Here is a 26,252-nt window from a genome sequence, read left to right on the forward strand (position 1 = left end):
GGGTGACGGGCGTGCGGATGCGCTCCCCCCACGTGCTGCTCGGAGGACGGCTGCGCTCGTCCAGGACGGTTGTCTTCTCTTCGTCGCTCACGAAGGCGGGACCGGAAGGTCGGCAGAATCCAGAAGTCGATGGAATATCACGTTTCCATGTATCGGGACACGCTCCGACGACACGGAAGAAACCCCTGCCCCCCACCGCCCAGGCAGGCGGCCTGATATCCGCCAGCACTTGTCCCGCGCATCGGGACTTCGGAGGTTGAGTCGGGCAGGCGACACCCACATCCAGGCAGGTGCAACATGGCGGGCATTCCTCGAGGACCCAACGACACGCGGCCGACGCGCGGGGACTTCCAGCCGAGGAATCGCGGCGAGGTGGAGGACGCGCAGGATGAGGGCGCGCGCGACGTGAGCCGTCGGCTCGCGGACGAAGACGCCGGGGACGTGGACCCCACGCGTGACACGGACTGGGAGGCCCGCGTGGAGCGCGGGGAGGAGTGGACAAACGAGCAGGTCCCCGAGCGCGAGGCCCGCGGCGACGAGGAGCCCGACTCGGAGGTGTCCCGGCGCGGCCTGGAGAATCCCCCGCCCGAGGAGTAGGCCTCCCACGCCCGCTCGGCCTTGTACCTCCGTCCAGGGGTGGGGGCAGACCCCTTGCGACGGCGGGCGCGGTGCGGTGATGCTCGTGGTTTCGGACGGTCGTCGCCCCACGGCGCGCCGCCGGCACCGGAGGAGCCCGAGCACCGTGAAGCCCAAGGTCCTCATCGTCGAGAACTCGTGGACGATGCGCGAGACACTGCGCCTGCTGTTGTCCGGGGACTTCGACTGCACGGCGGCGTCGAGCGGCGAGGAGGGCCTGGAGAAGGCCCTGGCCCAGCCGCCAGACCTGCTCCTGTCCGACGTGAACATGGAGGGCATGGACGGGTACGAGCTGTGCCGCCGCTTCCGTCAGGAGCCCTCGCTCCAGCACATCCCCGTCGTCTTCGTCAGCGGCTTCGCGCCCCGCTCGGACAGCGACGCGAGCCTGCCCGTGCCGGATGCCTACCTGGTCAAGCCCGTGAAGCCCGCGCTGCTCATCGCCGAAATCCACGCGCTGCTGCAGCGGGGGAGCGCGCCCGTGTCGGCGGCGGCCCCCACCGCGCAGGTCGTCACCAAGGCCTGAGGTCAGCTCCCCCGGTAGGTGGAGTAGCCGAAGGGGCTGAGCAACAGCGGTACGTGGTAGTGCTCGTCGGGCGCCCCCAGCTCGAAGACGACGGACACCGACGGGTAGAAGCCCTTCACACCGAGCGAGCGGAAGTACGCGCCCGTGTCGAAGGACATCCGGTAGACGCCTGTCTCCACGCGGGCGCCCGCGGGCAGGAAGTCGCGCACGCGCCCGTCGTCGTTGGTGACGCCCCGGGCCAGCTCCTTCCAGTCGCCGTGGGCCCCCTGCAGCTCCAGGGTGATGGGAACACCGGAGGCCGGGCGGCCGCGGTGCGTGTCGAGGACATGGGTGGACAGGGTGCTCATGACGCCAGCAGCTTCTCCAATCGGATGCGGGTGATTTTCGCCTGCTCCCCGGCGGCGATGCGCAGCTCCTCGTCCGGGGCGTTGCCCAGGCGCGCGCGCAGCAGGCCGAGCATCTCCTGGGCGCTCTTGCCCGTCGCGCACACGAGGAAGATGAAGCCGAAGCGCTCCTCGTAGGCCTGGTTGCCATCGGCCAGGCCCTGGAGCACCTCCTCTCCCGCGCCGCTCACCCCGCCCTGCTCCTGCGAGGACCAATTGGCGGTGGCGGCGAACTTCGCGCGCAGCGAGGCCACGTCGCCGATGCGCGGGTGGTGCGTGAAGGCCTCTCGCCAGTCCTCCGGGCCCGTGCGGCTCCACTGCTGGGAGGCCTCGGAGAACAGGTGCTCGGCGTCACGGAAGGGCCGCGCCTTCGTCATCGCCTCCGCCCAACGCGAGGCACCGCAGCAGCGCTTCAGCTCCGCGCGGGCCTCGTCGGGGGGCAGCGTGTTGAGTCGCTCGAGCGCGCTCACGCCGGACGTCCGTGGACGAGCAGCCGGCTGACTCCGCCGTCGGGGAAGATTTTGAGGCGCACGTGGGTGAAGGGGCCCTTCGCCTTCAGCTCGGCCTCGAAGTGGTGACGGTGGTCCGCCTGGAGCTTCGTGCGCGGCAGCAGCTCCGTCCACGCCAGGTCGTGCGCGTTGGCGAAGTCCACCAGCGGCTCGCGCAGGTAGAGGCCTTCGAGCGACGCGCTCTCCGGGAAGTTGCCCTTGTAGAAGGCGGTGTCCACCTCCACGCGCTCGATGGTGCCGGGCACTGCCAGCTTCACGACAATCCAGTCGAAGCCCGGCAGCAGGCGCTTGCGGCGCGTCTCCCAGCCCTCGCCCATGTTGGCCGCGCGGCCGGGCAGGATGAGGTTGTCCTTGGTGCCGAAGAACGCGTCGTTGCACGCCACCACCGTGCCGCCGTTCTCCGCCGCCGCCAGGTCCACCGCGCCCTTCTCGCGCGTCAGCCGCGCCAGGTCCGGCCGCACCTCGCCGTGCACGCGCAAGCGCGCCACGCCGCCGTCCGGGTAGATGTTGAGGCGCAGGTGCGTCCAGCGCCGCTCGTCGGCGATGGCGAAGAGGTTGCGCGTGCCACCCTGCAGCTTGAGCTGCGGGAGGATGCGCGTCCACGCCGCGTCCACCAGCGACTCGGGCGACGGCGAGCCTTCGACCTCCAGCGCGTCCACCGAGGCGTACTCGGGGAAGTTGCCCAGGAAGTGGTTCGTGTCGATGTCCACGCCGCGAATCACGCCGGGCAGGCCGAGCTTCAGGATGCACCAGTCGTGGCCGGGCACGCGCTTGCGGCGCGACTCCCAGCCGTCCATCCACTTGCCCTGCTCGGTATACTTGTCCGGGATGAAGACGCCTCGACCGGGCTTGAGCAGGTTCTCCTTGCCGGCGAAGAACTCGTCACTGGCCAGCAGGGCCTGTCCGCCGACCTTCTCGGCGGCCAGGTCGATGAGCTCCGTGAAGCCGACGCGCAGCTTCCCCTCTTCGGGTGCATGCATTTTCGTGTGTTCTCCCGATGGAATGATGTCAGGCGGCGATGCGCGCCGAGGACGGCCGGCGCACCCAGCTTCCCGTGGGACGCGGGAAGGGCTGCCCGCGCTCGTAGATGGTCTCTCCGCGCAGCAGCGTGCGCTCCACCACGCCCGCGAGCGTCCTGCCCGCGTACGGCGTCAGGGGATGACGGTGCTGGAGCCGTGACGGCTCGACGGTGAAGGTGGCCTCGGGGTCGAACACCACGAGGTCCGCGTCCGCGCCCGGCACGAGCGAGCCCTTCGTACCGCTCAGGCCCACCAGTCGGGCCGGCGCCTCGCACATCCAGCGCACGAGCGACTCCAGACCGTGGCCTCGCCTGCGCGCCTCGGTCCACACCGCCGACAGGCTGAGCTGCAGCGACGCGATGCCACCCCACGCCGCGCCGAAGTCGCCGCGCTCCAGCAGCTTGAGCGCGGGCGTGCAGGGCGAGTGGTCCGACACCACCAGCTCGATGTCTCCGCGCGCGAGCCCCTCCCACAGGCGCTCGCGGTTCTCCGCCTCGCGGATGGGCGGCGCGCACTTGAAGTGGGTCGCGCCGTCCTCAATCTCCTCGGCGGTGAAGCTCAGGTAGTGCGGACACGTCTCCACCGACACGTCCAACCCCTCGCGCCGCGCATCGATGAGCAGCGGCAGCGCGTCCGCCGAGGACAGGTGGACGATGTGCACGCGGCAGCGGTGCTTTCGCGCCAGCTCCATCATCATCCGGATGGCGTCCTGCTCCCAGCTGCGCGGCCGGGACTCGAGATAGGCGCGGTACGTGCGAGCCCCCTCTGCGCGGACCTCCGGGAGCGCTGACTCCAGCTCCGCGTGCACGATGAGCGGCACACCGCGCCGCGCGAGAATCGGCATGGCCACGTCGAGCACCGCGCGGTCCGCGGGAGGGAACTCATCCACACCCGAGGGGCACAGGAAGCACTTGAAGCCCGCGATGCCCGCGTCGATGAGCGCCTCCAGCTCGCCCGCATTGCCGGGAATCACGCCGCCCCAGAAGCCATGGTCCACCTGGCTCGCGCCCCGGGCCGCGTCCGCCTTGAGCTTCAGCGCGTCGAGCGTGGTGGTGGGCGGCAGCGAGTTGAGCGGCATGTCCACCACGGTGGTGATGCCTCCGGCCGCCGCGGCGCGCGTGGCGGTCTCGAAGCCCTCCCACTCGGTGCGGCCGGGCTCGTTGATGTGCGCGTGGCAGTCCACCACGCCGGGCATCACCACGTGGTGGCCCACGTCCGTCACCGACAGCGCGCCGAGCGCCTCGGAGGGCCCGGCCACCTTCTCCACGCGGCCGTCCTTCACCACCACCACCGCCTCGCGCAGCCCACCGCCCGCCAGCACGCGGCGACTGCGCAGCCCGAACTCACCCCTGCTCATGGCTCGAATTCCCTCTCGTCGAAGCATTCCAGGGAGCGGAAGAACGCATCCCGGTCATCCAGGTAGAGCTGCCGCGTCACGCCCGCCGTCAGCTTGGGCAGGCTGTACTTCATGCCGGAGATGCTCGCCCCGCCGAAGCCCAGCGAGAGCAGGCACCCGAAGGTGTAGTTGAAGATGGAGCGGAGGTACGGCGCGCGACCCGGCTGCTTCTCCTGCAGCTCGAAGCCCGGCCCCAGGTACGGGTGGCGCAGCAGGTCCGCGTGCGACTGCCCCTCGGGCGGCGTGAAGCGGTCCTTCCAGAGCGCGATGTCCGTGTGCACGTTCGCCAGCTCCGGCCGCAGCGACAGGTCCGTCACCGTGCCGCTTCCGACGATGAGCTTGTCGAAGGTGTACTGCCCCTGCGGGGTGGTGATGCGGGCCTGCCCGTCCACCACCTCGGCGTCCAGCCACGGGCTCTGGGCGTGCAGGTGGAACTGGGGGAAGGCGCACGCGCGGCGGTACGTGTCCGCCGGGGGCAGCTGCCCCATCTCGAAGATGCGGTGGATGAAGCGCCACTTGTCCGCGTCCGGCAGGTCCGCGTGGTGCTTGAGGAAGCCGACGAACTCCGCCCAGCGGTACGGGTTGATGCACGGCAGCGACTTGCGCCGGTAGAACAGGTGCACCTCGCCGGCACCGTGCTCCAGCGCGACGGAGGCGTTGTCGAACGCGGACGCCCCCGCGCCGAGCACGCCCACCTTGCGACCACGCAGCGCCTCGAAGTCGATATCCTCGCGCGTCTGCGCGTACAGCTCGCGCGGCAGGTTCGCCACGATGGACGGGACTTCCCAGCGCCCCGAGCCGTCGATGCCCGTGGCGAGCACCACCTTGCGCACGAAGAGGACCTCGGTGGCGCCGGTGCGCAGGTCCTCCAGCGGCACGTGGAAGCAGTCGTCCTCGGCGCTCCAGGTCAGCGCTCCGGCGCGCGAGCGGCAGCGCACGGGGATGTTCAGCGTGCGCCGGTACCAGCCGAGGAAGTCCGCCCACAGCTCCTTGGGGATGCGCTCCAGCGACGCCCAGGCGGCCTCGCCATACTGGGCCTCGAACCAGGACTGGAAGCTGAGGTTGGGCAGGTTGTGGTCCGGCCCGGTGAGGTGCTTGGGCGTGCGCAGCGTGTGCATGCGCGCGAACGTCTTCCACGGCCCCGCGAGGTCCTGCTCGCCGTCGTCCACCACGAGCAGGTTCGTCACCTTCTCGCGCAAGAGCCCGAAGGCCGCGGTGAGGCCGCTCTGCCCGCCTCCGATGATGAGCACATCCAGCACGGCCTTGCCGTCACGGGTGTGTCGCGGGAGCACCCAGGAGCGCTTCGGGTACTCCAGCCGCTCCAGGTCCCTGCGGAGCGCGTCCTCCAGGGCGGGGAGGCCGGGAGGAGGCGGCATCGCGGGGCTCGGAGGCGGGATGCGCATGCCTCCATCGTAACCGCGCGCTATGTCGCCCGGTCAATGTGCCCCCCTCCCTGGGTGTGGGCTGACAAGGGGCTCCCGAGGGAAATAGCCGGGCGCGTCAGGGGTTGACAGCGGGTGTCCGAGCGCTGACGACGGCCCGCTTCGACGCTTCCCCGGAGGAGCCGGTTGGTTATGCTCCCCCGCCCTTTTCGCTCCGTCCCGAGGTCATTCGCGTGATCAACGCCTTCCCCCGCGTCCCGGCTCCCCGCAACGAGCCCATCCTCCCCTACTCGCCCGGTTCGCCCGAGCGCCGCGAGCTCCAGGCGACGCTCAAGCGCATGAGCGGCGAGCAGATCGACATCCCGCTCATCATCGGCGGCAAGCAGGTGCGCAGCGGCAAGACGGACACGGTGCGCATGCCCCACCGGCACTCGCACGTGCTGGCCACCCTGCACGAGGCGGACGCGAGCCACGTGGAGCAGGCCATCCAGGCGGGCCTCGCGGTGAAGGAGGACTGGGCGCGGATGTCGTTCTCCTCGCGCGCGGCCATCTTCCTGCGCGCCGCGGAGCTGCTCGCCACGCGCTACCGGCCCATCATCAACGCGTCCACCATGCTGGGTCAGTCGAAGACGGCCCACCAGGCGGAGATCGACGCCGCGTGTGAGGCCATCGACTTCCTGCGCTACAACGTCCACTTCGCCGAGCAGATTCTCGCCATCCAGCCGGAGTCGTCGCCGCAGACGTGGAACATGTTGGACTACCGCCCGCTGGACGGCTTCGTGTTCGCGGTGGCGCCGTTCAACTTCACGTCCATCGCGATGAACCTGTGCACCGCGCCCGCGCTGATGGGCAACGTGGTGCTGTTCAAGCCGTCGTCCACGTCGGCGCTGAGCGCCTGGTACTTCATGGAGATGCTGCGCGAGGCGGGCCTGCCCGACGGCGTCATCAACATGCTCAACGGCGACGGGCCCACGGTGGGCAACCCCACGCTGGCCAGCCCCCATCTGGGCGGCATCCACTTCACCGGCTCCACGCCGACGTTCAACACCATGTGGAAGACGGTGGGGGAGAACATCGGCAAGTACAAGCAGTACCCCCGGCTGGTGGGTGAGACGGGTGGCAAGGACTTCATCGTGGCGCACGCGTCCGCGGCGGACGACGTGGAGGCGCTCGCGGTGGCCATCGTGCGCGGTGGCTACGAGTACCAGGGCCAGAAGTGCTCGGCGGCCAGCCGCGTGTACGTGCCGGAATCGCTGTGGACGAAGCTCAAGCCGCGGCTGCAGGCGCTCATCGGCGACATCCGCATGGGCGACGTGACGGACTTCCGCAACTTCATGGGCGCGGTCATCGACGAGAAGTCCTTCAAGAAGGTCTCCTCGTACATCGAGCTGGCGAAGCAGGACAAGGACGCGAGCATCGTCGCGGGTGGCGAGACGGACCGGAAGGAGGGCTGGTTCGTGAAGCCCACGCTGGTGCAGTTGCAGGACCCGCGTCACCGCATCATGCGCGAGGAGGTCTTCGCGCCTCTGGTGGGCGTGCACGTGTATCCGGATTCGAAGTACGTGGAGACGCTGCGCGAGGTGGACCAGAGCGCGACGTATGCGCTGACGGGGGCCATCTTCGGGCGGGACCGGAAGGCCATCGACACGGCGATGAGCGAGCTGCGGCACGCGGCGGGCAACATCTACATCAACGACAAGCCCACGGGCGCGGTGGTGGGACAGCAGCCCTTCGGTGGCTCGCGCGCGTCGGGGACGAACGACAAGGCGGGTTCGCTGCTCAACCTCATCCGCTGGACGAGTCCTCGGACGGTGAAGGAGAACTTCGCCCCGCCGACGAAGGTGCCGTATCCGTTCATGGACAGCGACCCCCACGATGGGGGTATCTAGGCTCGCATGAGCCGAGCATTCCCGGGCATCGCGGGGCTGGAGACGTATTCGCTGAAGGGTGACGACTGCTGCGTGGAGGTCATCCCTTCACGCGGCGCGCTCGTCACGAGCTTCATGGTGGGGGACGAAGACATCCTCTACCTCGATGAGGCCACCGTGGCGGACCCGACGAAGAACGTGCGCGGGGGCATCCCCGTGCTGTTCCCCAACGCGGGTCCGCTGCCTGGGGACACCTATCCGGCGCATGGCAAGTCCTTCAGCCTGTCGCAGCACGGCTTCGCCCGGAAGCTGGCGTGGGCGGTGCGGCAGGCGGAGGACTCGTTGTTGGTGCTGGGGTTGAAGTCCAACGCGGAGACGCTGCGTGTCTATCCGTGGGAGTTCGACGCGCAGCTCACGTTCTCGCTTGTGGGGCGGAGGCTGACCATCGACTTCGACATCCAGAATCCCGGGATGGAGCCGCTGCCCGTGCACCTGGGCTTCCATCCTTACTTCCGGGTGCCGGACGCGGCGAAGTCGGTGACGACGGTGGAGACGGACGCGACACACGGCTGGGACAACCGGACCAAGCGCGAGGTGCCGTTCACCGGGTGGGATTTGACGGCGGACGAGGTGGACCTGCACCTGCGAGACCACTCGAAGCAGGAGACCCGGCTGTCGCGTGGGCCGGGGCTGCGACCCGTCCACCTGTCGTGGAGCCCTGAGTTCAAGGTGATGGTGGTGTGGACGCTGAAGGGGAAGGACTTCGTCTGCGTGGAGCCATGGACCGCCGCGGCGGGCGCGCTCGCGACGGGCGAGGGGCTGCTGCACGTGCAGCCCGATGAGCGACTGTCGCTCGCGTTCGATATCGAGGTGTGAGCCTTGGGGTGGCGCACTTCGGTCAGGGCAATCGGCTCCTGAACTGGAGCCAGTCCTTCAGCTCGGGGTGTTTTTCCACCACTCCGGACTCAGAGATGTGCGCCAGCGTATTGAGCGCGCTCTTCATGTACCGCAGCTTGAGAAGTGTCTGCGTCGGGATGGTGCGCCAGTCTGGGGTGGCCAGGAGCTTGGCCGCCTCGTCCATCGACATGACGATGAGGCCCTGAAACCAGCTGTAGATGACGTCCGGGTCCAGGACGGCGTCTCCCGCCCGTGAACCGAGTTCTCGAATCATCCACGCTCGCAGGCTCATCTCCGAGAGTCGGACGGAGTGGGCGTTGTCACCAGCCTCAAGTCCCGCGAGGACGCCATAGATGTGCAGGGCGACGTGAGCCCAGTCCAGGCTCCGCTCTTCCCTGGCCCGAGCAGCAGCAGTGAACGCGAAGCCCACCCAGTTGAAGCTCTCGCCCTGCACTGGCGCGCCGATGACCAGCCCGTCGAGCCATGTCCGAACCTGGGGAAGCGGCCAGCCCAGGACGGTTTGAAGTTGGGAGGTCTTCGGTTCCATGGTCGTCCTCACGGGGGGAATGTAATCCCGTGCCGCGCAAATGCCCTCCGTCCGATTTCGAGGGCGCTGTCACTCACGGCCTTCGACACCCCGTTCAGGAAATGCCCGCTCAAGGGCTCAATCCGGATCCCGAAACGGGTCGTGCCATGGACCGCGAGTTCGGCTTCGCCGGCAGCCAACACGGGCCGCCCACCACTCGCGACAGCATGCGAGATTTCGACGCCCTGCCATCTGTACGGGATGACCTGGAGCTGATTGTCCGCAGTGACCACCCACTTGATGCGCTCCTCGCTCGCGTAGCGCATGAAGTCTGGAGAATCCACGCGGACAGGCCGGACACCCAATTGCTCGGCCATCTCCAGTTCTGAGGCGAGCAGTTCTGGCATCTGATTCTCATGGAGCGGTTCCTGGGACGACCTGCCAGGACTCGTTTCGTCCTGGCCACCCTGTGTCCGAGCAGACATCGCGACCGCGTTGGGGGCGAGCCCCACCGTCAGGACGCCCTCCGCGACAGCAATGGAGCGGACTCCCCCAGACATCACCGCGGACCACTGGAAACCCGCATTGACCTCCGTCGCCAGCACCGCACGTGCGAAGCCAGGAAGCAGGGGGCCTTTCGATGCCAGGCTCGCTGCACCGCCGCCCAAAGCCGCGGTGAGGGCCATGATGAGGACACGTGCGCCATTCGCGCCCATCACCTCTCCAAAATCACGCCCTGCATCCTCCAGTCCCCGAAAAGACGTCGCACGCGCTGAATCGGCGGACAACCGCTGCCAGCCCATCACGAGGTTCGTGAATGCGTCCAAGCCGATGTACGCGATGACATAGGTCGTCAAGGCGAGGGCCACGAGCTTCGTCACCGGCTCGGGCGCCACAACAAGGAGCATGTAGGCAGCCATGGCCGAGGTGATCATCGCCTTGAGCACCAGTGGGTTGACAACCTCCTGCACTGCCTGCTGAACCCCATCCCAGACCCCGTCCCAGGCAAAGGACAAAGCCATCTTCCGGCGCACATCGGCATCCAGGAAGGTAAAGCCGTCCTCCAACAACGTGAGGCATTCGCCAGGATCATCCTGACGAGAGCACCAGGCACCGTAGTCCCTTCCACGCGAGGGGGATTCCGCCGCCCACGTAGCCCGCTGGAGTCGTGAACGGCTCGCTTCTTCGGGACGTACCGAGAAGCGCATCTCCAGGACGAGGCGGGTCATCGCACGCTGGAAGTCGCCAGGGTCTACATCAATGGGACTGACCCGCTCAGGAGGTGCGTAGAGGAGGGGCTCACCCTCCCCTGTATCCAAGCGAACCACTCGAGAGGTCGCACAGCCGAACGAGAGGCACGCCAGCAACACCGAGACCCAACGCAGCATCTTCTCGCTCCCGCAATCGAGTTCTCACGACAAGAGCAGGGGGAGAACTAGCAGCAGGGTCCGACAACCCCAGCGAAGCAGCTTGGGGGGGTCACTGGCGCGGAGTCATCCTCGGCACCCATTCTCGCATCGCAGAGGCCACGGCTTCCGGACGTTCGACCCAGGGGAAGTGCGCGGCTCCTGCCACGGTCCTGTGGAGGATGTGCGGTCCCTGGAAAGCGGCCTGTGACCACGGTGTCTGCTGGACGATGCGGTCCTCGGCGCCGCTGATGATGAGCGTGGGCAGCGTGCGCGGCCACCACGTGTGGACATACGTCTCGTCGAAGTTCCGGTCCGACCAGTCCACCGCCGCGCGGTTGTAGGGCATCCGTCGCAGCAGCTCTCGCCCCTCCGTCACGCCCTCCGGCGTGAAGTTCCACTCCGCCGACGCCACCGCGATGTCTCGCAGCCGCTCATCCGTGCGCTCGGATTCGTAGCGTTGGGTCGCCGCGTCGACCTCGGGCAGCGGATGCCGCTGGGTCATCTCGAAGAACGGCGCGCGCCAGCTCGCGTCCGGCGCCGTGCTCACGAGCACGAGCCCCACCAGGAGCGACTCCAGCTCCGGCACGGACAGCAGATACATACCTCCCGTGGAGTGCCCCAGATAGACACAGTTCGGAAGCGCCTGGGCAGCCTCGATGAGCACCCTGGGCCACACGTCATGGGGATTCGCTGGCGCCCCCGGAGGCGAGACATTGGACCCGTCTCCTGGCAGGTCCACCATCCAGCACGTCCCCGGGACATCCAGCGCGTCCGCCAGTCCGAACAGGCTCTCCGCGCCAATCCCTGGCCCGCCCGGGAGGAACAGCCAGTTGAAGGCCCCCGGACGGGCACCTCGTCGCCGGAGCCGAACGCCTGATGCCGTGAAGAACTGTTCCATCGTGCTGCCTGGAGACATTGCCCGCCCCCTCCATCACCGCGTCATCGATGCAAGAACCGTCGGACATCCGCCTCCGCGACCCCAAAGCCCGCACCCACGGCAGCGTCCTCCGACGAGTGAACCTGCGTACAATATCCCGCCGATGCGACTGCGACGATCCTCTCTTCACTCGCGCAGGGAGGAATCACCATGTCGAATCGCATGTCGTGGTTGGCTGGAGTGGGCGCATTGCTGCTCGCGATGGGCTGCGGTCCCATCGAGGATGAACGCGCCGAGGTGCCCGTCCTGGACGACGCCCCCGTCGCGGACGGAACCGTCCACGCGACCGGGCTGGTGAACTGCACCAATGAATGTCGAGAAGAGTCCATCCAGTGCATCGCGGACTGCAAGCTCACGCTGACCGACCCACTCCCACTCATGATCTGTCTCAATGCCTGCGTGGGCGAGCTCGCGGACTGCAACCTGGACTGCGTGAACTGAAGAAGCCTTCATCTCCATCACACGCCGCGCCGCGGCCCCATCAACACCTTCGCCAGGGCTTGAAGCTCCGAGCGCAACCACTGACTCCGAGGCTCGCTGTCCTCGGAGCGGTGCCAGTACAAATGCAGCTCCAGTCGCGGCAGCGCGAGCGGCATGGGCAACAGGTGCAGGTCATCATCCAGCACCCCGTTGATCTCCTCCGCTCTGCGCCGCGGCATCGTCAGCAACAGGTCCGAGCCCGATACGATGCGGCACGCCGTCTCGTAGTGCCGACAACGCACCGTGACCTCCCGCTGATACCCCAGCCGGCTGAGCACCAGGTCCTCCACCGCCAGCCCCGTGCGGCGCGAGGACACCGTGACGTGCTTCGCCGCCATGTACGCCGCCACGTCCAGCCGCCTGCGCTTGCGACTCACCACGCAGAACGCATCCCGCGTGAAGGCCGTATGCCGCAGCTCCGCGCTCGTCGGCTGCTCCACGTCGATGGCCAGGTCCAACCGCCCCGAAGCCAGGTCCCGCTCCAGCCGCGTCCGCTCCAACCGCACGCTGCTGATGCGCGCCTCCGGACTCCGCTCCTGAAGCCGCGCCACCAGTCGGGGCACGATCGACGGCTCCAGCATGTCGCTCATCGCCAGGGTGAAGGTCCCCACGTCCCGCGCCGGCTCGAAACCTCGCGTGTGGTGCACCGCCTGCTGGAGCAGCGCCAGCGCCTCCCGAATCTCCGGCGCCACCCGCTCCGCCAACGGCGTCGGCGCCACGCCCCTCCCCTGCCGGACGAACAGGGGCGCCCCCAACTGCTCGCGCAGCCTCGCCAGCGCGTGGCTCACCGCGGACTGACTGAGGAACAGCACCTCCGCCGCGCGCGTCAGATTCCGCTCCCGATAGACCACGTCGAACACCCGGAAGAGGTTGAGGTCCGGGGGCCCGGGGCGCCGGGTGGAATCCTGAACTGGGCTCATGACGACACATGACCAACATTCAGTGGATTCAACAAGGGCCGGGTGCCAAGGATGAGCGCCTCTCGTGAGAGGAGGCAGCACCGTGGACTTCGAGCCGAGCGCCAGAGGCAAGGACTACCTGGAGCGCGTGAAGCAGTTCATGCGCGAGCACATCGAGCCCAACGAGGCCCGCTACTACCAGGAGGTCATGGAGGCCTCGCGCGGCGGTGACTGGAAGACCTGGCCCGTGTCCTCCGTCATGGAGGACCTCAAGGCCAAGGCCCGCGCGGCCGGCCTCTGGAACCTCTTCCTCCCCGATGAGAAGCTCGCCCCGGGCCTGTCCACGCTCGAGTACGCCCCCATCGCCGAGGAGACCGGGCGCAGCCTCATGGCCCCCGAGGTCTTCAACTGCAACGCCCCCGACACCGGCAACATGGAGGTGCTCTGGAAGTACGGCACCCCCGCCCAACAGAAGCAGTGGCTCACCCCGCTGCTCGCCGGCGAAATCCGCTCCGTCTTCTGCATGACCGAGCCCGGTGTCGCCTCCTCCGACGCCACCAACATGGAGGCCACCGCCGTCGTCGAGAAGGACGAGGTCATCCTCAACGGCTCCAAGTGGTGGACCACCGGCCTGGGCCACCCCAAGGCGAAGATCGCCATCTTCATGGCGCGCACGCCCGACACCGGCGGAGACCGCCACCACCAGCACTCCATGGTGCTCGTGCCCCTGGACTCGCCGGGCGTGTCCATCAAGCGCATGCTCCCCGTCTTCGGCGAGTACGACGCCCCCCACGGCCACGGCGAGGTGCACTTCACCAACGTCCGCGTCCCCGTCTCCAACATCATCGGCGGCCCCGGCATGGGCTTCGAGATCGCCCAGGGGCGCCTGGGCCCCGGCCGCATCCACCACTGCATGCGCTGCATCGGCGCCTCCGAGCGGGCGCTGGAGCTGATGATCGACCGCGGCATGAACCGCACCGCCTTCGGCAAGCCCCTGCTCAACCTGGGCGGCAACCGCGAGCGCGTGGCCGAGGCCCGCATCGCCATCGACCAGGCCCGCCTGCTCACGCTCTACGCGGCGTGGAAGATGGACCAGGTGGGCGCCCTCGGCGCGATGACCGAAATCTCCGCCATCAAGGTCGTGGCCCCCAGCGTGCTCCAGCGCATCGTCGACGACGCCATCCAGATTCACGGCGGCGCGGGCGTGTCCAACGACACGGTGCTCGCGGGCTTCTTCGGCCAGGCGCGCACGCTGCGGCTCGCGGACGGCCCGGACGAGGTGCACAAGGGCGTCATCGCCCGCATCGAGCTGGCCAAGCGCGGCTTCTCCAAGAGGTGACGCACCATGGCCACCCACGCCGCCCCGAAATCCACCCTGGATTCACCCAGCTCCGTCCGCGCCGGTGAGGAGCTGAACGTCCCCGCCGTCGATGCCTGGCTCAAGAAGCAGGTACCGACGCTCGAGGGCCTGCCCACCGTGACGCAGTTCTCCGGCGGCGCGTCCAACTGGACCTACCGGCTCAAGTACCCCAAGCGCGACCTCATCCTCCGCCGCCCTCCCGCGGGCACCAAGGCGAAGTCCGCGCACGACATGTCGCGCGAGTACCGCGTGCAGAAGGCGCTCCGGCCCGCCTACCCGTTCGTGCCCGAGATGGTGGCCCTGTGCCAGGACGCGTCCGTCATCGGCGCGGACTTCTACGTCATGGAGCGCATCGAGGGCATCATCCCCCGCGCCAACATGCCGCGCGGGATGAACCTCAGCGCCGGCGAGACGCGCAAGCTGTGCGTCAACGTCATCGACAAGCTGCTGGAGCTGCACGCGGTGGATGCCCAGGCCGTGGGCCTGTCGTCGCTCGGCAAGGGCGCGGGCTATCCCCGCCGCCAGGTGGAGGGCTGGTCGGACCGCTACGAGAAGGCGCGCACGTGGAACGTGCCGAACTTCAAATACGTGCGCGACTGGCTCAAGGACCACATCCCCGACGACATCGCCACCTGCGTCATCCACAACGACTGGCGCTTCGACAACGTGGTGCTGGACCCGGGCGAGCCCACGCAGGTCATCGGCGTGCTCGACTGGGAGATGGCCACGCTGGGCGACCCGCTGATGGACCTGGGCAGCGCGCTCGCGTACTGGGTCGAGTCGGATGACGACTTCTTCATGCGCGCCACGCGCCGTCAGCCCACGCACATGCCGGGCATGATGAGCCGCCGGGAGGTCGTCGACTACTACCTCCAGCGCTCCGGCCTGAAGCCCGCCAGCTGGACCTTCTACGAGGTCTTCGGAATCTTCCGGCTCGCCGGCATCATCCAGCAGATCTACTACCGCTATCACCACAAGCAGACGCGCAACCCGGCGTTCAAGAACTTCTGGACGCTGGTGACGTACTACGACTGGCGCTGCAAGCGGCTCATCAAGAAGGGAGGGCGGTGATGGGCGTCGTGTACCTCATCCGCCATGGACAGGCGTCCTTCGGCGCGGAGGACTACGACCAGCTCTCCGAGACCGGCTTCGTGCAGGCCCGACTGCTCGGCGAGGCGCTCAAGACGCGGCTGCCGCGTCTCGACGCGGTTGTGGCCGGCACGCTCACCCGTCACCGGCAGACGGCGGAGACATGCCTCTCGGCCATGGGCGTGGACCTGATGCCCACGCGCAGCCCCGGCTTCAACGAGTTCGACCACGACGAGCTGGTCGTCCGCCACACGCCCCGCTACGCCAACCACGCCGCGCTGGCCGAGGACCTCGCCTCGACGCCGGAGCCGCGCCGCGCGTTCCAGGCGCTCTTCACCGAGGCCGTGGCCCGCTGGGTCGCCGGCAAGCACGACGCCGAGTACACCGAGCCCTGGCCCGTGTTCCGCGAGCGCTGCCTGCGCGCGCTCGATTCGCTCATCCACGGGCTGGGGCCATCCAAGACGGCGCTGGTGTTCACCTCGGGCGGCCCCGTCACCGCCATCTGTCAGCAGCTGCTCCAGATTCCCGACGAGCACGCGTTCCGGCTCAACTGGACGCTGGCCAACTGCGGCGTGACGAAGGTCATCTACAGTGAGCGCGGGCGCTACCTGTCCTCGCTCAACGAGCACACGCACTTCGAGGGGCCGAACCAGGCCCTCATCACCTACCGCTGAGGGAGCTTCGGGCCATGCGAAGGAACATCCTGATTACGGGCGCGAGCTCCGGACTGGGTGAGGGCATGGCCCGCGAGTTCGCGGCGCGGGGACGCAACCTCGCGCTGTGCGCTCGACGGACGGACCGGCTGGAGGCGCTGCGCGCGGAGCTGCTCTCGAAGCACCCCGGCATCCAGGTCTCCGTGCGCGCGCTGGATGTGAACGAGCACGAGCGGGTGTTCGAGGTCTTCGAGGCGTTCGCCCAGGACCTCGGCGGGCTGGACCGCGTCATCATCAACGCGGGCATCGGCGTGGGCAAGCGCATCGGCACCGGCCACTTCGCCACCAACGCGAAGACGGCCCAGACGAACTTCGTGGCCGCCGTGGCCCAGTGCGAGGCGGCCGTGGGAATCCTCCGCAAGCAGGGCCACGGACACCTGGTCACCATCTCCTCGATGAGCGCCATGCGAGGGCTGCCCCGTCACCTCACCGTGTACGCGGCGACGAAGGCGGGGCTGGCCACGCTGACGGAGGGCATCCGCGCGGAGCTGCTCGGCACGGGCATCAAGGTCTCCACGATTTACCCCGGCTACATCCACACGGAGCTGAACGCGGGGGCGAAGAGCCTGCCCTTCGCGGTGGACTCGGAGCGGGGCTCGCGCGCGCTGGTGAAGGCCATCGAGAAGGAGCCGGTGAGCGCCTACGTCCCCGGCTGGCCGTGGGGCGTCGTCGGCTTCTTCCTGCGCAACCTGCCGCTCAAGCTCGTCGCGAAGATGTCCTGAGCCCGCGAGGGGCTCACCGGGGCTCGGCGCCTACGAAGACCTCGTCGAGGAACGCGCGCATCGCGGCCCAGGTCCGCCGGGCCGCGTCGGGGTGGTACTGGAGCCCGGCCTCGGGGTTGTGGAGCCCTGGATAGGTGAAGGCGTGCATCGCGTGGCCGTGCGCGTGGAACTGCCAGTCCGCGCCCGCCTCCGTCAGCTCGCGCGCCACCGCGAGCACGTCCTCCTTCGAGCTGGTCGGGTCCTCCCAGCCGTGCAGGATGAGGACCTTGGCCGTGATGGGGGGCTGAGGCCCGAGCCTCGGCGGCACGAGGACTCCGTGGAAGCTCACGGCGGCCTTCAGGCCCGGCACGGCGCTGCGCGCGAGGTCCAACGCGCAGAGGCCACCGAAGCAGTATCCGATGACGACGATGCGCTCCGGGTCGACCCGTGGATGGCGCAGCGCGGCCTCGAAGCCAGCGACCATCCGGCGACGCAGCATCGCTCGGTCCTCCATGAAGGGCCCCATCAGGCGCGAGTTGTCGTCCGTGACGCCGCCTCGCACGCCCTTGCCATACACATCCACCGCGAAGCACAGGTAGCCCAACGCGGCGAACTCCTCCGCCTTCGCGCGGATGGGCGCGTTGAGTCCATCCCAGGCATGCGCCAGGAGCACGCAGGGACGTCGGCGGTCCTCCCGACGGTCCCAGGCCACGTATCCCTCACAGAGGGTCTCTCCCTCGCGATACTCCACGGGCTCTCCGTGGATGACTGCCTCCTGCCGTCCCGACATCACCGTGTCTCCTCGCTGCCTGCGTAGCGACAATCTGGAGCCGGGCGCGGCGCGGGTCTTGAACGAATGCGACATGCCCGTGGGCCCTCCGCTCACGCGAGCGGCGCCCTTGTCGCGATGATTCGCCTCCATCCCTCACCGCGGCCCTGCCGTCGCGGGGAGGCGCGCTGATGCGGCGCCGTGCCCGCCGGCGACGCATGGGGTCGACCTTCTTCACGGCGCAGGCACGCAAGCCCGCCCTTCAGAAGAAGTGCGCGAGTCCGTCGGGCGCGGCGTCTCGCGCCTGGGCGAAGTACTCGGCGAGGATGGACCACTTCCTCCGCTCGTACCGTCCCGGCGTCACGCCGAGGTAACGACGCCACTGGCGAATCTGGTGGGCCTGGTCGCTGAACCCGTGCAGCGGGTCACCCTGCCCCGTCTGCGTCGCATGGAGGCTCGCCTGGACGCGGTCGAGCCCGAGCAGTTGCTTGGGCGTACAACCCACGTGCGCCCGGAACCACCTCTCCAGCTGTCGCGTCGACACCCCCATTCCTCGCGCCGTCGTGCTCACGCGAGAGCTCCTCGCCAACGTCGCCCAGGCCCTTTCGAGCCGCTCCAGTTCACCGCCCATCCGCATCCGCTGGAGCAGCCACGCATCCAGCCGGTCCGCGACCCGCCTGGGAGTCCCCGCCGCCGCGAGGTCGTCACAGAGCCTTCGCGCGGGCCCGTCCCCCAGCAGCCCGCCCAGCTCGATGAGGTCGTCACGGCTCTCCAACCCCGTCGAGGGAAACAGCCGCGCCAATCCCGGCGGCCGCAACATCACCATGACGAAGGAGCACCCCTCCCCGGAGCTCCAGCTGCGCGGACGACTCTGGACGCCCAGCAACGAGGCGCGCGGCGCTCCGGCCGAGAACTCACTCCCACACGGTCGGCCGAAGTTGAGCGTCAGCACCGCCGCCGCGGTGGGGGTGGTGCGGATGGGCTTGCCCTCGTACGAACCCTCCAGGTCCTCGATGAACCAATAACCGAGGACCAGCGGCGCGAGCGCGGTGTGCGGAGCCAGGGCGAGGAAGGCCATGTGAAGAATCCCGGGACGACCCTACACAATGGCAGACGCGTCTCGAAGGTCGTCGTCGACCCGTGTGGGCTCCACCCTACGCACCGCCGACATTGACGCCGGCATTCGAGCCCACGCTAGACTCCCTGGCTTCCGGGCTTCGCGTGACTCCGCGAGCCTTTCGAGGGGGAACACCACATGGGACTCAAGCAAGCCATCGAGAAGCTCAACACGGCGGTCGACGACCTCGTCACGTTGGAGGTCATCACCTACACCGGTCAGGTGAAGCACATCATCAACACCACCGGCGGCAAGCCCACCATCGACTGGGACAACCTGACGACGAGCTCCGTGGGCAGCGCGACGACCCAGGCCACCATCAAGCTCGTCGCCGCGACGCAGGTGAAGTTCGATGGCGACATGAAGCTCTTCCAGACCGATGAGCAGGACATCCCCCGGCTGCAGGAGCTGCTCGACCTGCATCGCAAGTCGGTGGAGACCAGCATCGCCGCGCGCAAGTCCGTCGTGGACTTCTTCGGCGACCTGCTCAAGGACATCGTCAAGAAGGGCTGAGCGACGATGCCGTCCTCTCCCGAGTCGGTCCGCATCGCGGCGCTGTTCGACGCGCCGACACGGCTCCCCGCGGCGCGAGGCGTGCCGCTGAAGGGCCGTGGGCTCGACCCGTTGGAGACCGCCATGAACCTGGAGGAGAACCTCCAGGTCCTGGAGCAGCACGCGGGGCTGGTGCCTCTGTCGGAGCTGACGCCCTCGTCGCAGGGCGCCAACTACGAGCGCTACAAGCTGGTGGTCCGCGCCGTCCGCCTGCGCCTGAGTCACCTGGGCTACGACGTGGGGGCCCCCACCAGCGACAAGATGGACGCGGCGCTGCTCAAGGGCCTCAACCCGTTCCGCGTGGACATCGGGCTCGCGCCCAGCGGCGCCACCATCGAGCAGGCCACGTGGGATGCGCTCCAGGAGCTCGTCACGCTGGAGGACCCGCTCGACATCGACCGGTGGTACCCCGCCCATGGCGTGGCGAAGCCCGTGCTCCTGCGCGCCGCGCAGCTGCGGCTGACGACGCTGGGCCTGCGCGACAACGTCAAGGTCGACCCGAGCGACGCGAACAACCTGCGCATCCAGCTGGCGCGCTTCCGGGCCGTGATGTTCGAGCTGGGCCTGACCGCGTCCTCGAGCATCACCGAGCGGGAGACGCTGCGGCTGCTGATGTCTCACGATGAGCTGCTGGAGAAGGTGGCCCAGGGCACGCCCGAGCTGCGCAGCTTCCTCCCCGAGCGGGAGCTGGAAGAGAAGAAGCTGCCCACCGCGTCGCGGCGCTTCCTCCTGCGGCTCGCGCGCAACGAGCTGTGGCTGAACGGCTACCCGCTGGGAGACATCCGCGAGCCCGTCATCGCGTCGAAGCTGCGCAAGGCGCTGGACCAGTACTGGAGGAACAGCCCGGCGCGGCCCACGTTCGAGGCGCTGGTGCTGCTGCACACCACGCAGGTGACGCCCGCGCTCTTCGAGGACTTCGTGCGCCAGCAGCGCGAGGAGGACGTGTCCTCCGACGACCTCGTGAAGTTCGTCGAGAACAACCAGGCCGAGCTCCAGGACTACTGGACGAGCGAGGTCGACAACTCGGACTTCTTCCTCTGGGACGGCATCAAGCGCACCTTCAAGTGGCTCAAGCGCCAGGTGCAGCGGCTCGGTGAGACGGTGGTGAGCATCTTCCGGTCCGTCGGGGAGTTCTTCAAGACGCTGGCGCGCAACGTGTTCCGCTCCCTCTTCCAGGTCGCCAACGACGTGCTGGGCGCGATTGGCCGCGCGGCCACCGCGTTCGCGGATGGCGTGGGCATCTTCCTGAGCGGACAGCTGCTGCCTCCCGCGCCCCGGCTGGACATGGGCTGCCGGCTCAACATGGACTGCGACACGGTGCTGTTCATCGACGCGCAGGCATCGGTGGCGGACGCGCGGCAGCTGCTCGGGCGCCTGGAGCGGGTGTCGGCGGCCATCGGGCTCGCGGGGGCCGTGCTGTCACTCGTCATCCGGCTGGTCAGTCGGGCCGTCTCGGGGGTCATCGGTTGGCTGCTGCTGATCGCCACCCTGGTGCAGGCCGCCCCGGAAATCATCGCCAAGGTGTCGGCGCTCGCGGCGCTGGGCTGAGCCGCGTCACGCCAGTCCGGACTGGAGGGCCTCGCCGTCCCCGTCCTCGTTGTCGGCCTCGCGGCGCAGCGTCTCCCACGCGAGCATCACCTGCTTGCGTGAGCTGCCCCAACGGTAGTCGCCGATGACGCCCGTCTTGCGCAGCACGCGGTGGCAGGGAATCAGCAACGCCACCGAGTTGTCGCCCACCGCGGAGCCCACGGCGCGCACCGCCTTGGGCCTGCCGATGGCCTTCGCCAGGTCCTCGTACGTCGCCACGTCGCCCGGCGCCACGCGCAGCAGCGCCTGCCACACCTGCACCTGGAACGGCGTCCCCTTTACCAGCACCGACAGCGGCGCGCGCTCGCGCGGCGGCGTCTGGGGGAAGATGCGTCCGGCCCACGGCGCCGTCAGCTTCGTGGATTCGATGAAGCTCGCCTTCGGCCACTGCTCGCGCAGGGACTCCAGCGCCTCGACCTCCGACTCGCCCGTCAGGAAGTGCAGTCCGCAGATGCCGCGCTCGCAGACGGCGATGAGGCAGTCACCGAAGGGCGACGCGTGCACGCCATGGTGAATCGTCAGGCCGTCCCCCGCGAGCTTGAACTCCCCGGGCGTCATCGCCGTCAACGTCACGAACAGCTCGTGCAGCCGCCCGCCCCCGGACAGCCCCACGGCGAAGGACGTGTCGAGCACGCTGCGCCGCTCGGCCAGCAGCCGGCGCGCCGAGCTGAGCGTGTGCACCTGGAGGAAGCGCTTGGGGCTGATTCCCGCCCAGCGGGTGAACAGGCGCTGGAAGTGGAAGGGGCTCAGGCCCACGTGCGCGGCGACGTCATCCAGGGAGGGCTGCTCGCGTGCGTGCGCATCGAGGTAGAGAATCGCCTGCTCGATTCGGGCGTAGTCGCTGTTGGCCATGTCCCGGCTCCCAATAGGTGTGTCCATCCCTGGGTATGGCCCCAGGGCTCGCGCCCTTCAACCCGGTTCTTGCGGCCATCCCCTCCGGCTCACAGCAAGGACCGGGTCGTCCGCCCGCTGGCGGGCGCTTACAGTGTCCTCATGCGCCTCTACGACTGCGCGGCCTCCGCCAATGGTTACAAGCTGCGCCACGTGTTGTCCTGGCTCGGCCGGCCCTATGAGCTCGTCCCCGTGGACATCTTCGCGGGCGAGAGCCACACGCCCGACTTCCTTCGCCACAAGAACCCCGCCGGACGCATCCCCGTGCTGGAGCCGGAGCCCGGACGATTCCTCGCCGAGTCCAACGCCATCCTCCTGTTCCTCGCCGAGGACACGCCGCTGCTGCCTCGCGACGCCTTCGAGCGCGCCCAGGTCCACCAGTGGCTCTTCTTCGAACAGAACTGCGTCGAGCCCAACATCGGCACCGCGCGCTTCTGGGTGCTCACCGGGCGCGCTCGCCTGCACCCTCCCGAGGTCCTCCGCGTGCGCGTCGAGGCCGGCCGGGCCGCGCTCGCCACGTTGGAGCGGCATCTCCAACATGAGGACTTCCTCGTCGGCGGGCGTCCCACCGTCGCCGACATCGGGCTGTATGCCTATGCGCATCTCGCGCCCGACGTGGGCCTGTCCCTGGAGGACTTCCCCGCGGTGTCCCGGTGGCTCGCGCGGGTGAAGGCCCAGCCCGGGCACATCGGTGCGCTCGCCCCGTATCCGGCGAACGCGATGGTCACCGCGCCGTGACGCGCGAGCCCGCACGGAGAATCACGCGTCGTCGCGGAATCCCATGTCGGAGGTGTGCCACATGGGGCACTCGTCCGTGGGTCGACTTGACTCGCGAGGGGTGAGCGTTTATCCGTGAGGGCCATGACGTCCTTCTTCGCCATGCGTCGAATGTCGATGACCGGTGGGCTCGCGCCCGCCTGTGTCGGCTGACGTCGCGTCCGACCCTGGCGAGCCACCGAGCCCACCCACCCGCGAGGGTCGGTGGGCTTCGTCGTTCCTGGCCCTCCCGTAGCGCCCTCGCATCACCCGCAGGAGCGCAGCGAAGCCAGCCCCGCCGTCCGTTCACTTCACACCCCACTTCCACTTCCCTCACGGGCGCACGCTCGCGCCCGCGCAGCCCCCCGTCTGTCCGGAGACGTCCCTTGGCTCCCCTCACTCGCGCGACCTCGCCGCGCCTCTTCGAAGTCACCGCGCCAGAGCTGACGTTGGAAGCCGGCGCCCGCATCACCCCGCACCTGGTGCGTGGTTGGTGGTGGGGCCCGGAGGACGACCTGTCCTGGCTCCACTCCCGTGCGCACCTCCTCTCGGAGGAGGAGTCCCAGGCCACCACGCCGCGCCTCGTGCGCCGCACGCGAGAGGAGCTGCTCCACGCCGCCGAGCGTGCCCGTCATCACGGCGGAGCGCGGGCCTCGACGCGCGTCCCCACCGTGCTCCTGGTGCACGCGCTCACGGGCGACATGCGCGCGGGTGGCGAGGGCGGTTGGTGGGAGCCGCTCATCGGCGCGGGCCGCGTGCTGGACCCGACGCGCATGCGGCTGCTGTGCTTCAACAACCTGGGCTCGTGCTACGGCACCACCGGTCCCGCGGATGAGGGGTTCCCCCGACGCACCGACGACTCGCGCTTCGGCCCCGCGCCCGTGCTGTCCAAGGGCGACCTGCGACAGGACGAGCAACACCTGCCCGCGACGCTCACGCCGTGGGACCAGGCGCGAAGCATCCTCCTCACGCTCGACGCATTGGGCATCCAGGAGGTGGAACTCGTCACCGGTGGCTCACTGGGCGGGATGATTGTGCTCTGCCTCGCCGCGCTCGCGCCCGAGCGCTTCGCGCGCATGGCGCCCATCGCCGCCGCGGAGTCCGCCTCCGCTTGGGTGGTGGGGCTCAACCACGTGGCCCGACAGGCGCTGCTGCTGGACCCGGGGTTCCCCGAGTCATCACACCGGGGCCTGGAGCTGGCGCGACAGCTCGCCATGCTCACGTATCGCGCGGAGCCGGGGTTGGACACGAACCAGCCGCGTCCCGCGACGTGGTCCTCGCGCGCGCTGCATCCGGTACAGAGCTACCTGGAGCACCAGGGCCGCAAGCTGGAGGCGCGCTTCGACGGGCGCGCGTACCTGGCGCAGTTGGGGGCCATGGACCACCACGACCTTTCGCGCGCACCGCACGGAGGACTGGAGCGCATCCGCGCGAGCGCCCTGTGCGTGGGCATCGACCAGGACCTGCTCTTCTTCCCCCAGCACATGGAGGCGCTGGCCCAGCGACTGCGTGCCCAGGGCGTCCACGCCGAGCACGCGGAGCTGTCCAGCCCGCACGGCCACGATGGCTTCCTCATCGAGTGGGCGCCACTGGCTGCGCTGCTCACGAGGGCACTCGCCCTGCCCTCGGGCCTTACAGGACAGGACGCTCAAATCCCCTCGGCCCTCACGTCACCGACTCGAACGACACCCCCAGGTTCCCGACCTGCTCGAGGGCTGCCTTGATTTGCTCCGAGACGATGAACGCTACCTTGAACTTCCTGAGCCGGAAGACCTGCGCGCCTCCGGTCTTCGCGGGGTTGATGCGCAGGCCGTAGATCCACTGGTATTCGTCCGCGTATTCAGCAGAGGCGTCGTCCTCGTCATGAGGGTGCACCTCCCGGCACCTCGCCTCATCGATGGCATCGACCACCCTGCTTGCACTGACCACGAAGTACCGTTCAGGCACGCCCTCGATTGAGACCGGGAAGAGCTGGACGTCATCTGGGCTCAGCGTCCTGAAGACGCTTGCAACGGCTTCGCTGACGATGGGCGTTTCCTCAATCGTAGAGAAGACGAAGGCCCGCCCGGCACCCGGGTGCGAAACCCGAGCCTTGAGGGAACCCACGTCCGAAAGGGCTCGCCCGTCCACGAACATCCAGGGTTCATCAAAAGCCTCGCCCGAGTCGCGCGTCGGCGTCTCGAGAAGCCATTGCGGCACATTCCCCAACCGCACCCAGTAGAAATGACGCTCCATCTCACCCCTCCACCTTCACGATGAAGCTCCGTAAGTCGGAGCCCGGGGTCAACAGCTCGTTGGCAATCCTCGCAAGCTCCTTCATCAAACTGACCCGGCAGCGCTCCGTCGTCCGACAGAGTGCAACAGAGCGTTCAAGACGCTGGACCACCTCGGTGTGATAGCGCTCGGGGTGAGGCCCTTCGAGGACGCGAGCAACGTCCTGGAGCGAGACCACCCCTGCTGGTCCACCGCATCGGCTTCGCGGAAGGCGACATCCATTCGCATCTCGAGGATGAGCCGGGTGAGGGCTGATTTGAACTCCTCCTCGCTCACCTCGACCGGCTCGATGTCCACGGACTCGTGAGCCACCGTCCTGCCACCACCCACGTCCACGCGGACGACGCGCGTCGTCGCGCACGCCCCCGAGAAGAACAGCAACGCGACGATGCCAACCCACCTCATGGAATCCCCCCGGGAATACCGCCCGTAAAGCACGAACGCGGGCAGTCTCACACAGGGTTGTCCGAGGCCTGGAGCGGGGACGTCAGCCCGCCTTGCGCGGCCACACCGGCCCAATCTGGTCCTGGTGCGCGAAGATGGGCGGGTCCGCCTCGTTGGTGAAGGCGCGCAGGCGGCAGTACTCCGGATACGACGCCTGCACCGTCAGCACATCCCCTGCGCGCATGACCTCGTCCCCCACCGGGTGGAGCTGCTCGTGGCCGTCGCGCAGGAGCGACAACGCCAGCCCACCGAAGCGATCTCGAATGGCGGAGATGTTCAGCCCCGGCAGGCCCTCGCGCGCCTCGAAGAGCGACACCACCATCAGGTGCTTTCCCAGATGGAACGAGTGGATGATGCGCGGGTCCATCGCCGCCAGCGCCATGGCGGGCGCGGCGAGCGACGAACTGGACAGGGCCTCCGCCTTGAACGTGTCGCGCACCTTGCCGCTCAAGTCCTCGTCGAACAGGCGGATGACCACGCGGATGTTCGGGTTCAACTTCCGCGCATCCAGCGCGATGTTGAGGTTCGCCAGGTCGTCGTCCGTGGCGCACACAATCGCGGAGGCGTGCTTCACGTTGGTGCGTGGCAGGCACAGCGGGCTGCGCGTGTCGTCGATGAGCAACGGCACGTTCTCATCCCGCAGCGCGGAGACGAAGGCCGCGTCCTCGCGCTTCTCCACGACCACCACGTCCTTGTCCATCTCCTTCAACTGCGTCACCACGCGGTAGCCCACCCGCCCCGCCCCGCACACCACGACGTGGCCCTTCATCGTCTCGGTGACCACTTCGATCCACTCCTTGTCGTTCTTGTGTCGGGCGAAGTAGAGGTAGGCGAAGCGCACCACGCCGTCCGCCACCAGGGCGATGCCCGCCGGCGGAATCACCACGTTGAGCGCCTCGATGGCCCAGTCATGCACGTACGGCAGCGACGGCTGCCCGTAGAGCAGGAAGTAGACGTGGTGCAGCGCCTCTCCGAAGGAGATGGGCACCCCGTCCGGGCCGATGTAGCGCCAGTGGAACAAGAGCGGCCCCAGCACGAACAGCCCCGCCGCCAGCACCAGCGTGGTGCGGAAGCGGCGCAGCAACGCGCGCAGGTAGCGCAGGTTGGCTCTCAGGTGTCTTCGGGAGCCGAACAT

General features: G+C 68.6%; 27 protein-coding genes and 2 pseudogenes. 13 read left to right on the forward strand and 16 right to left on the reverse strand.

What is annotated here, in order from left to right:
• Positions 1-297: 297 nt before the first annotated feature.
• Both AC6JA9_RS33615 and AC6JA9_RS33620 read left to right on the forward strand, forming a co-directional pair.
• The gene (locus AC6JA9_RS33615; protein WP_223781694.1) at positions 298-597 is read left to right on the forward strand and encodes a hypothetical protein; all 300 of its coding nucleotides are present in this window, start codon (positions 298-300) and stop codon (positions 595-597) included.
• 145 nt (positions 598-742) lie between these two features.
• A complete protein-coding gene (locus AC6JA9_RS33620; RefSeq protein WP_223748537.1) occupies positions 743-1,159 on the forward strand; it encodes a response regulator in 417 nt (138 codons plus the stop codon).
• 2 nt (positions 1,160-1,161) lie between these two features.
• On the opposite strand, the gene uraH is transcribed toward AC6JA9_RS33620, so the two are convergent.
• The 5 genes from uraH to AC6JA9_RS33645 are packed head-to-tail and all read right to left on the reverse strand — an operon-like array spanning position 1,162 to position 5,869.
• The gene (uraH, locus tag AC6JA9_RS33625) at positions 1,162-1,506 is read right to left on the reverse strand and encodes a hydroxyisourate hydrolase (RefSeq protein WP_223748536.1); all 345 of its coding nucleotides are present in this window, start codon (positions 1,504-1,506) and stop codon (positions 1,162-1,164) included.
• On the reverse strand, positions 1,503-2,012 hold the full coding sequence (gene uraD, locus AC6JA9_RS33630) for a 2-oxo-4-hydroxy-4-carboxy-5-ureidoimidazoline decarboxylase (protein WP_483578581.1): 510 nt from the start codon (positions 2,010-2,012) through the stop codon (positions 1,503-1,505). Before uraD ends, uraH begins: the two co-directional genes overlap by 4 nt.
• On the reverse strand, positions 2,009-3,031 hold the full coding sequence (alc, locus tag AC6JA9_RS33635) for an allantoicase (protein ID WP_408889385.1): 1,023 nt from the start codon (positions 3,029-3,031) through the stop codon (positions 2,009-2,011). Before alc ends, uraD begins: the two co-directional genes overlap by 4 nt.
• Before the next feature lie 28 nt (positions 3,032-3,059).
• Positions 3,060-4,427 carry an allantoinase AllB gene (gene allB / locus AC6JA9_RS33640; protein ID WP_497958377.1) on the reverse strand — a complete coding sequence of 456 codons (1,368 nt, stop codon included), beginning with the start codon at positions 4,425-4,427 and terminating at the stop codon, positions 3,060-3,062.
• Positions 4,424-5,869 carry an FAD/NAD(P)-binding protein gene (locus tag AC6JA9_RS33645; protein WP_223748532.1) on the reverse strand — a complete coding sequence of 482 codons (1,446 nt, stop codon included), beginning with the start codon at positions 5,867-5,869 and terminating at the stop codon, positions 4,424-4,426. The genes allB and AC6JA9_RS33645 overlap by 4 nt, the downstream gene beginning before the upstream one ends.
• 212 nt (positions 5,870-6,081) lie before the next feature.
• On the opposite strand from AC6JA9_RS33645, the gene pruA reads away from it, so the two are divergent.
• Both pruA and AC6JA9_RS33655 read left to right on the forward strand, forming a co-directional pair.
• Positions 6,082-7,737, forward strand: a complete 1,656-nt coding sequence (pruA, locus tag AC6JA9_RS33650) for an L-glutamate gamma-semialdehyde dehydrogenase (protein WP_223748531.1) — start codon at positions 6,082-6,084, stop codon at positions 7,735-7,737.
• A 6-nt stretch (positions 7,738-7,743) separates the two neighbouring features.
• Entirely contained in the window at positions 7,744-8,592 is an 849-nt protein-coding gene (locus AC6JA9_RS33655; protein WP_408889384.1) for an aldose epimerase family protein, read from the forward strand.
• Positions 8,593-8,614: 22 nt separating this feature from the next.
• Here the strand turns inward: AC6JA9_RS33655 and AC6JA9_RS33660 are convergent, their stop codons facing one another.
• From AC6JA9_RS33660 to AC6JA9_RS33670, 3 genes are all read right to left on the reverse strand, one after another.
• The gene (locus AC6JA9_RS33660; RefSeq protein ID WP_223781688.1) at positions 8,615-9,160 is read right to left on the reverse strand and encodes a hypothetical protein; all 546 of its coding nucleotides are present in this window, start codon (positions 9,158-9,160) and stop codon (positions 8,615-8,617) included.
• An 8-nt stretch (positions 9,161-9,168) separates the two neighbouring features.
• Complete coding sequence (gene sitA5 / locus AC6JA9_RS33665) at positions 9,169-10,527, reverse strand: SitA5 family polymorphic toxin (protein WP_408889383.1); 1,359 nt, start codon at positions 10,525-10,527, stop codon at positions 9,169-9,171.
• Between the two features lie 91 nt (positions 10,528-10,618).
• Positions 10,619-11,464, reverse strand: coding sequence for an alpha/beta fold hydrolase (locus AC6JA9_RS33670; protein ID WP_497958378.1), 846 nt, complete (start codon positions 11,462-11,464; stop codon positions 10,619-10,621).
• 171 nt (positions 11,465-11,635) lie between these two features.
• Here AC6JA9_RS33670 and AC6JA9_RS33675 point away from each other — a divergent pair, with 171 nt between their 5' ends.
• Complete coding sequence (locus AC6JA9_RS33675) at positions 11,636-11,926, forward strand: hypothetical protein (protein WP_267699740.1); 291 nt, start codon at positions 11,636-11,638, stop codon at positions 11,924-11,926.
• A 17-nt stretch (positions 11,927-11,943) separates the two neighbouring features.
• Here AC6JA9_RS33675 and AC6JA9_RS33680 read toward each other — a convergent pair whose 3' ends face one another.
• The gene (locus tag AC6JA9_RS33680) at positions 11,944-12,885 is read right to left on the reverse strand and encodes a LysR family transcriptional regulator (protein WP_223781684.1); all 942 of its coding nucleotides are present in this window, start codon (positions 12,883-12,885) and stop codon (positions 11,944-11,946) included.
• A gap of 82 nt (positions 12,886-12,967) precedes the next feature.
• Here AC6JA9_RS33680 and AC6JA9_RS33685 point away from each other — a divergent pair, with 82 nt between their 5' ends.
• From AC6JA9_RS33685 to AC6JA9_RS33700, 4 genes are read left to right on the forward strand one after another with little or no spacing between them, the layout of a single operon-like run.
• The gene (locus tag AC6JA9_RS33685; protein WP_223748524.1) at positions 12,968-14,203 is read left to right on the forward strand and encodes an acyl-CoA dehydrogenase family protein; all 1,236 of its coding nucleotides are present in this window, start codon (positions 12,968-12,970) and stop codon (positions 14,201-14,203) included.
• A 6-nt stretch (positions 14,204-14,209) separates the two neighbouring features.
• Positions 14,210-15,295 carry a phosphotransferase family protein gene (locus tag AC6JA9_RS33690; protein WP_497958379.1) on the forward strand — a complete coding sequence of 362 codons (1,086 nt, stop codon included), beginning with the start codon at positions 14,210-14,212 and terminating at the stop codon, positions 15,293-15,295.
• A complete protein-coding gene (locus AC6JA9_RS33695) occupies positions 15,295-15,987 on the forward strand; it encodes a histidine phosphatase family protein (protein ID WP_223748523.1) in 693 nt (230 codons plus the stop codon). Before AC6JA9_RS33690 ends, AC6JA9_RS33695 begins: the two co-directional genes overlap by 1 nt.
• 14 nt (positions 15,988-16,001) lie before the next feature.
• Positions 16,002-16,748, forward strand: a complete 747-nt coding sequence (locus AC6JA9_RS33700; protein ID WP_483578585.1) for an SDR family oxidoreductase — start codon at positions 16,002-16,004, stop codon at positions 16,746-16,748.
• A 13-nt stretch (positions 16,749-16,761) separates the two neighbouring features.
• On the opposite strand, the gene AC6JA9_RS33705 is transcribed toward AC6JA9_RS33700, so the two are convergent.
• Both AC6JA9_RS33705 and AC6JA9_RS33710 read right to left on the reverse strand, forming a co-directional pair.
• Complete coding sequence (locus AC6JA9_RS33705) at positions 16,762-17,517, reverse strand: dienelactone hydrolase family protein (protein WP_473570405.1); 756 nt, start codon at positions 17,515-17,517, stop codon at positions 16,762-16,764.
• A 241-nt stretch (positions 17,518-17,758) separates the two neighbouring features.
• Positions 17,759-18,574 (reverse strand): helix-turn-helix domain-containing protein, encoded by an 816-nt coding sequence (locus AC6JA9_RS33710; RefSeq protein WP_483578587.1) that lies wholly within the window; start codon positions 18,572-18,574, stop codon positions 17,759-17,761.
• A gap of 177 nt (positions 18,575-18,751) precedes the next feature.
• Between AC6JA9_RS33710 and AC6JA9_RS33715 the strand changes: the two genes are divergently transcribed.
• Together AC6JA9_RS33715 and AC6JA9_RS33720 are read left to right on the forward strand one after the other, a co-directional pair.
• Positions 18,752-19,126 (forward strand): hypothetical protein, encoded by a 375-nt coding sequence (locus tag AC6JA9_RS33715; RefSeq protein WP_223748519.1) that lies wholly within the window; start codon positions 18,752-18,754, stop codon positions 19,124-19,126.
• A gap of 6 nt (positions 19,127-19,132) precedes the next feature.
• Complete coding sequence (locus tag AC6JA9_RS33720) at positions 19,133-20,713, forward strand: hypothetical protein (RefSeq protein WP_497958380.1); 1,581 nt, start codon at positions 19,133-19,135, stop codon at positions 20,711-20,713.
• A gap of 6 nt (positions 20,714-20,719) precedes the next feature.
• Here the strand turns inward: AC6JA9_RS33720 and AC6JA9_RS33725 are convergent, their stop codons facing one another.
• On the reverse strand, positions 20,720-21,604 hold the full coding sequence (locus AC6JA9_RS33725) for a bifunctional transcriptional activator/DNA repair enzyme AdaA (RefSeq protein ID WP_483578588.1): 885 nt from the start codon (positions 21,602-21,604) through the stop codon (positions 20,720-20,722).
• 141 nt (positions 21,605-21,745) lie between these two features.
• Between AC6JA9_RS33725 and AC6JA9_RS33730 the strand changes: the two genes are divergently transcribed.
• Together AC6JA9_RS33730 and AC6JA9_RS33735 are read left to right on the forward strand one after the other, a co-directional pair.
• On the forward strand, positions 21,746-22,381 hold the full coding sequence (locus AC6JA9_RS33730) for a glutathione S-transferase family protein (RefSeq protein ID WP_267699732.1): 636 nt from the start codon (positions 21,746-21,748) through the stop codon (positions 22,379-22,381).
• Positions 22,382-22,785: 404 nt separating this feature from the next.
• Positions 22,786-24,123, forward strand: a complete 1,338-nt coding sequence (locus tag AC6JA9_RS33735) for an alpha/beta fold hydrolase (RefSeq protein WP_497958381.1) — start codon at positions 22,786-22,788, stop codon at positions 24,121-24,123.
• On the opposite strand, the gene AC6JA9_RS33740 is transcribed toward AC6JA9_RS33735, so the two are convergent.
• From AC6JA9_RS33740 to AC6JA9_RS33755, 4 genes and pseudogenes are all read right to left on the reverse strand, one after another.
• Positions 24,065-24,634 (reverse strand): imm11 family protein, encoded by a 570-nt coding sequence (locus AC6JA9_RS33740; protein WP_497958382.1) that lies wholly within the window; start codon positions 24,632-24,634, stop codon positions 24,065-24,067. The genes AC6JA9_RS33735 and AC6JA9_RS33740 overlap by 59 nt on opposite strands.
• A gap of 1 nt (position 24,635) precedes the next feature.
• Positions 24,636-24,848, reverse strand: a pseudogene (locus AC6JA9_RS33745) (AHH domain-containing protein); the annotation flags it as partial.
• Positions 24,800-25,078: pseudogene (locus AC6JA9_RS33750) on the reverse strand (AHH domain-containing protein); the annotation flags it as partial. The pseudogenes AC6JA9_RS33745 and AC6JA9_RS33750, both read right to left, overlap by 49 nt.
• 82 nt (positions 25,079-25,160) lie before the next feature.
• Positions 25,161-26,252, reverse strand: a complete 1,092-nt coding sequence (locus tag AC6JA9_RS33755) for a potassium channel family protein (protein ID WP_223748514.1) — start codon at positions 26,250-26,252, stop codon at positions 25,161-25,163.

Source organism: Myxococcus sp. MH1 (assembly GCF_059738865.1).

Coding starts and splice junctions, on each gene's coding strand:
- AC6JA9_RS33615 (WP_223781694.1), top strand. CDS start 298: ATGGCGGGCATTCCTCGAGGACCCAACGACACGCGGCCGACGCGCGGG.
- uraH (WP_223748536.1), bottom strand. CDS start 1,506: ATGAGCACCCTGTCCACCCATGTCCTCGACACGCACCGCGGCCGCCCG.
- alc (WP_408889385.1), bottom strand. CDS start 3,031: ATGCATGCACCCGAAGAGGGGAAGCTGCGCGTCGGCTTCACGGAGCTC.
- allB (WP_497958377.1), bottom strand. CDS start 4,427: ATGAGCAGGGGTGAGTTCGGGCTGCGCAGTCGCCGCGTGCTGGCGGGC.
- AC6JA9_RS33645 (WP_223748532.1), bottom strand. CDS start 5,869: ATGCGCATCCCGCCTCCGAGCCCCGCGATGCCGCCTCCTCCCGGCCTC.
- AC6JA9_RS33655 (WP_408889384.1), top strand. CDS start 7,744: ATGAGCCGAGCATTCCCGGGCATCGCGGGGCTGGAGACGTATTCGCTG.
- AC6JA9_RS33660 (WP_223781688.1), bottom strand. CDS start 9,160: ATGGAACCGAAGACCTCCCAACTTCAAACCGTCCTGGGCTGGCCGCTT.
- sitA5 (WP_408889383.1), bottom strand. CDS start 10,527: ATGCTGCGTTGGGTCTCGGTGTTGCTGGCGTGCCTCTCGTTCGGCTGT.
- AC6JA9_RS33670 (WP_497958378.1), bottom strand. CDS start 11,464: ATGTCTCCAGGCAGCACGATGGAACAGTTCTTCACGGCATCAGGCGTT.
- AC6JA9_RS33675 (WP_267699740.1), top strand. CDS start 11,636: ATGTCGAATCGCATGTCGTGGTTGGCTGGAGTGGGCGCATTGCTGCTC.
- AC6JA9_RS33680 (WP_223781684.1), bottom strand. CDS start 12,885: ATGAGCCCAGTTCAGGATTCCACCCGGCGCCCCGGGCCCCCGGACCTC.
- AC6JA9_RS33690 (WP_497958379.1), top strand. CDS start 14,210: ATGGCCACCCACGCCGCCCCGAAATCCACCCTGGATTCACCCAGCTCC.
- AC6JA9_RS33695 (WP_223748523.1), top strand. CDS start 15,295: ATGGGCGTCGTGTACCTCATCCGCCATGGACAGGCGTCCTTCGGCGCG.
- AC6JA9_RS33700 (WP_483578585.1), top strand. CDS start 16,002: ATGCGAAGGAACATCCTGATTACGGGCGCGAGCTCCGGACTGGGTGAG.
- AC6JA9_RS33705 (WP_473570405.1), bottom strand. CDS start 17,517: ATGTCGGGACGGCAGGAGGCAGTCATCCACGGAGAGCCCGTGGAGTAT.
- AC6JA9_RS33710 (WP_483578587.1), bottom strand. CDS start 18,574: ATGGCCTTCCTCGCCCTGGCTCCGCACACCGCGCTCGCGCCGCTGGTC.
- AC6JA9_RS33715 (WP_223748519.1), top strand. CDS start 18,752: ATGGGACTCAAGCAAGCCATCGAGAAGCTCAACACGGCGGTCGACGAC.
- AC6JA9_RS33720 (WP_497958380.1), top strand. CDS start 19,133: ATGCCGTCCTCTCCCGAGTCGGTCCGCATCGCGGCGCTGTTCGACGCG.
- AC6JA9_RS33725 (WP_483578588.1), bottom strand. CDS start 21,604: ATGGCCAACAGCGACTACGCCCGAATCGAGCAGGCGATTCTCTACCTC.
- AC6JA9_RS33730 (WP_267699732.1), top strand. CDS start 21,746: ATGCGCCTCTACGACTGCGCGGCCTCCGCCAATGGTTACAAGCTGCGC.
- AC6JA9_RS33740 (WP_497958382.1), bottom strand. CDS start 24,634: ATGGAGCGTCATTTCTACTGGGTGCGGTTGGGGAATGTGCCGCAATGG.
- AC6JA9_RS33755 (WP_223748514.1), bottom strand. CDS start 26,252: ATGTTCGGCTCCCGAAGACACCTGAGAGCCAACCTGCGCTACCTGCGC.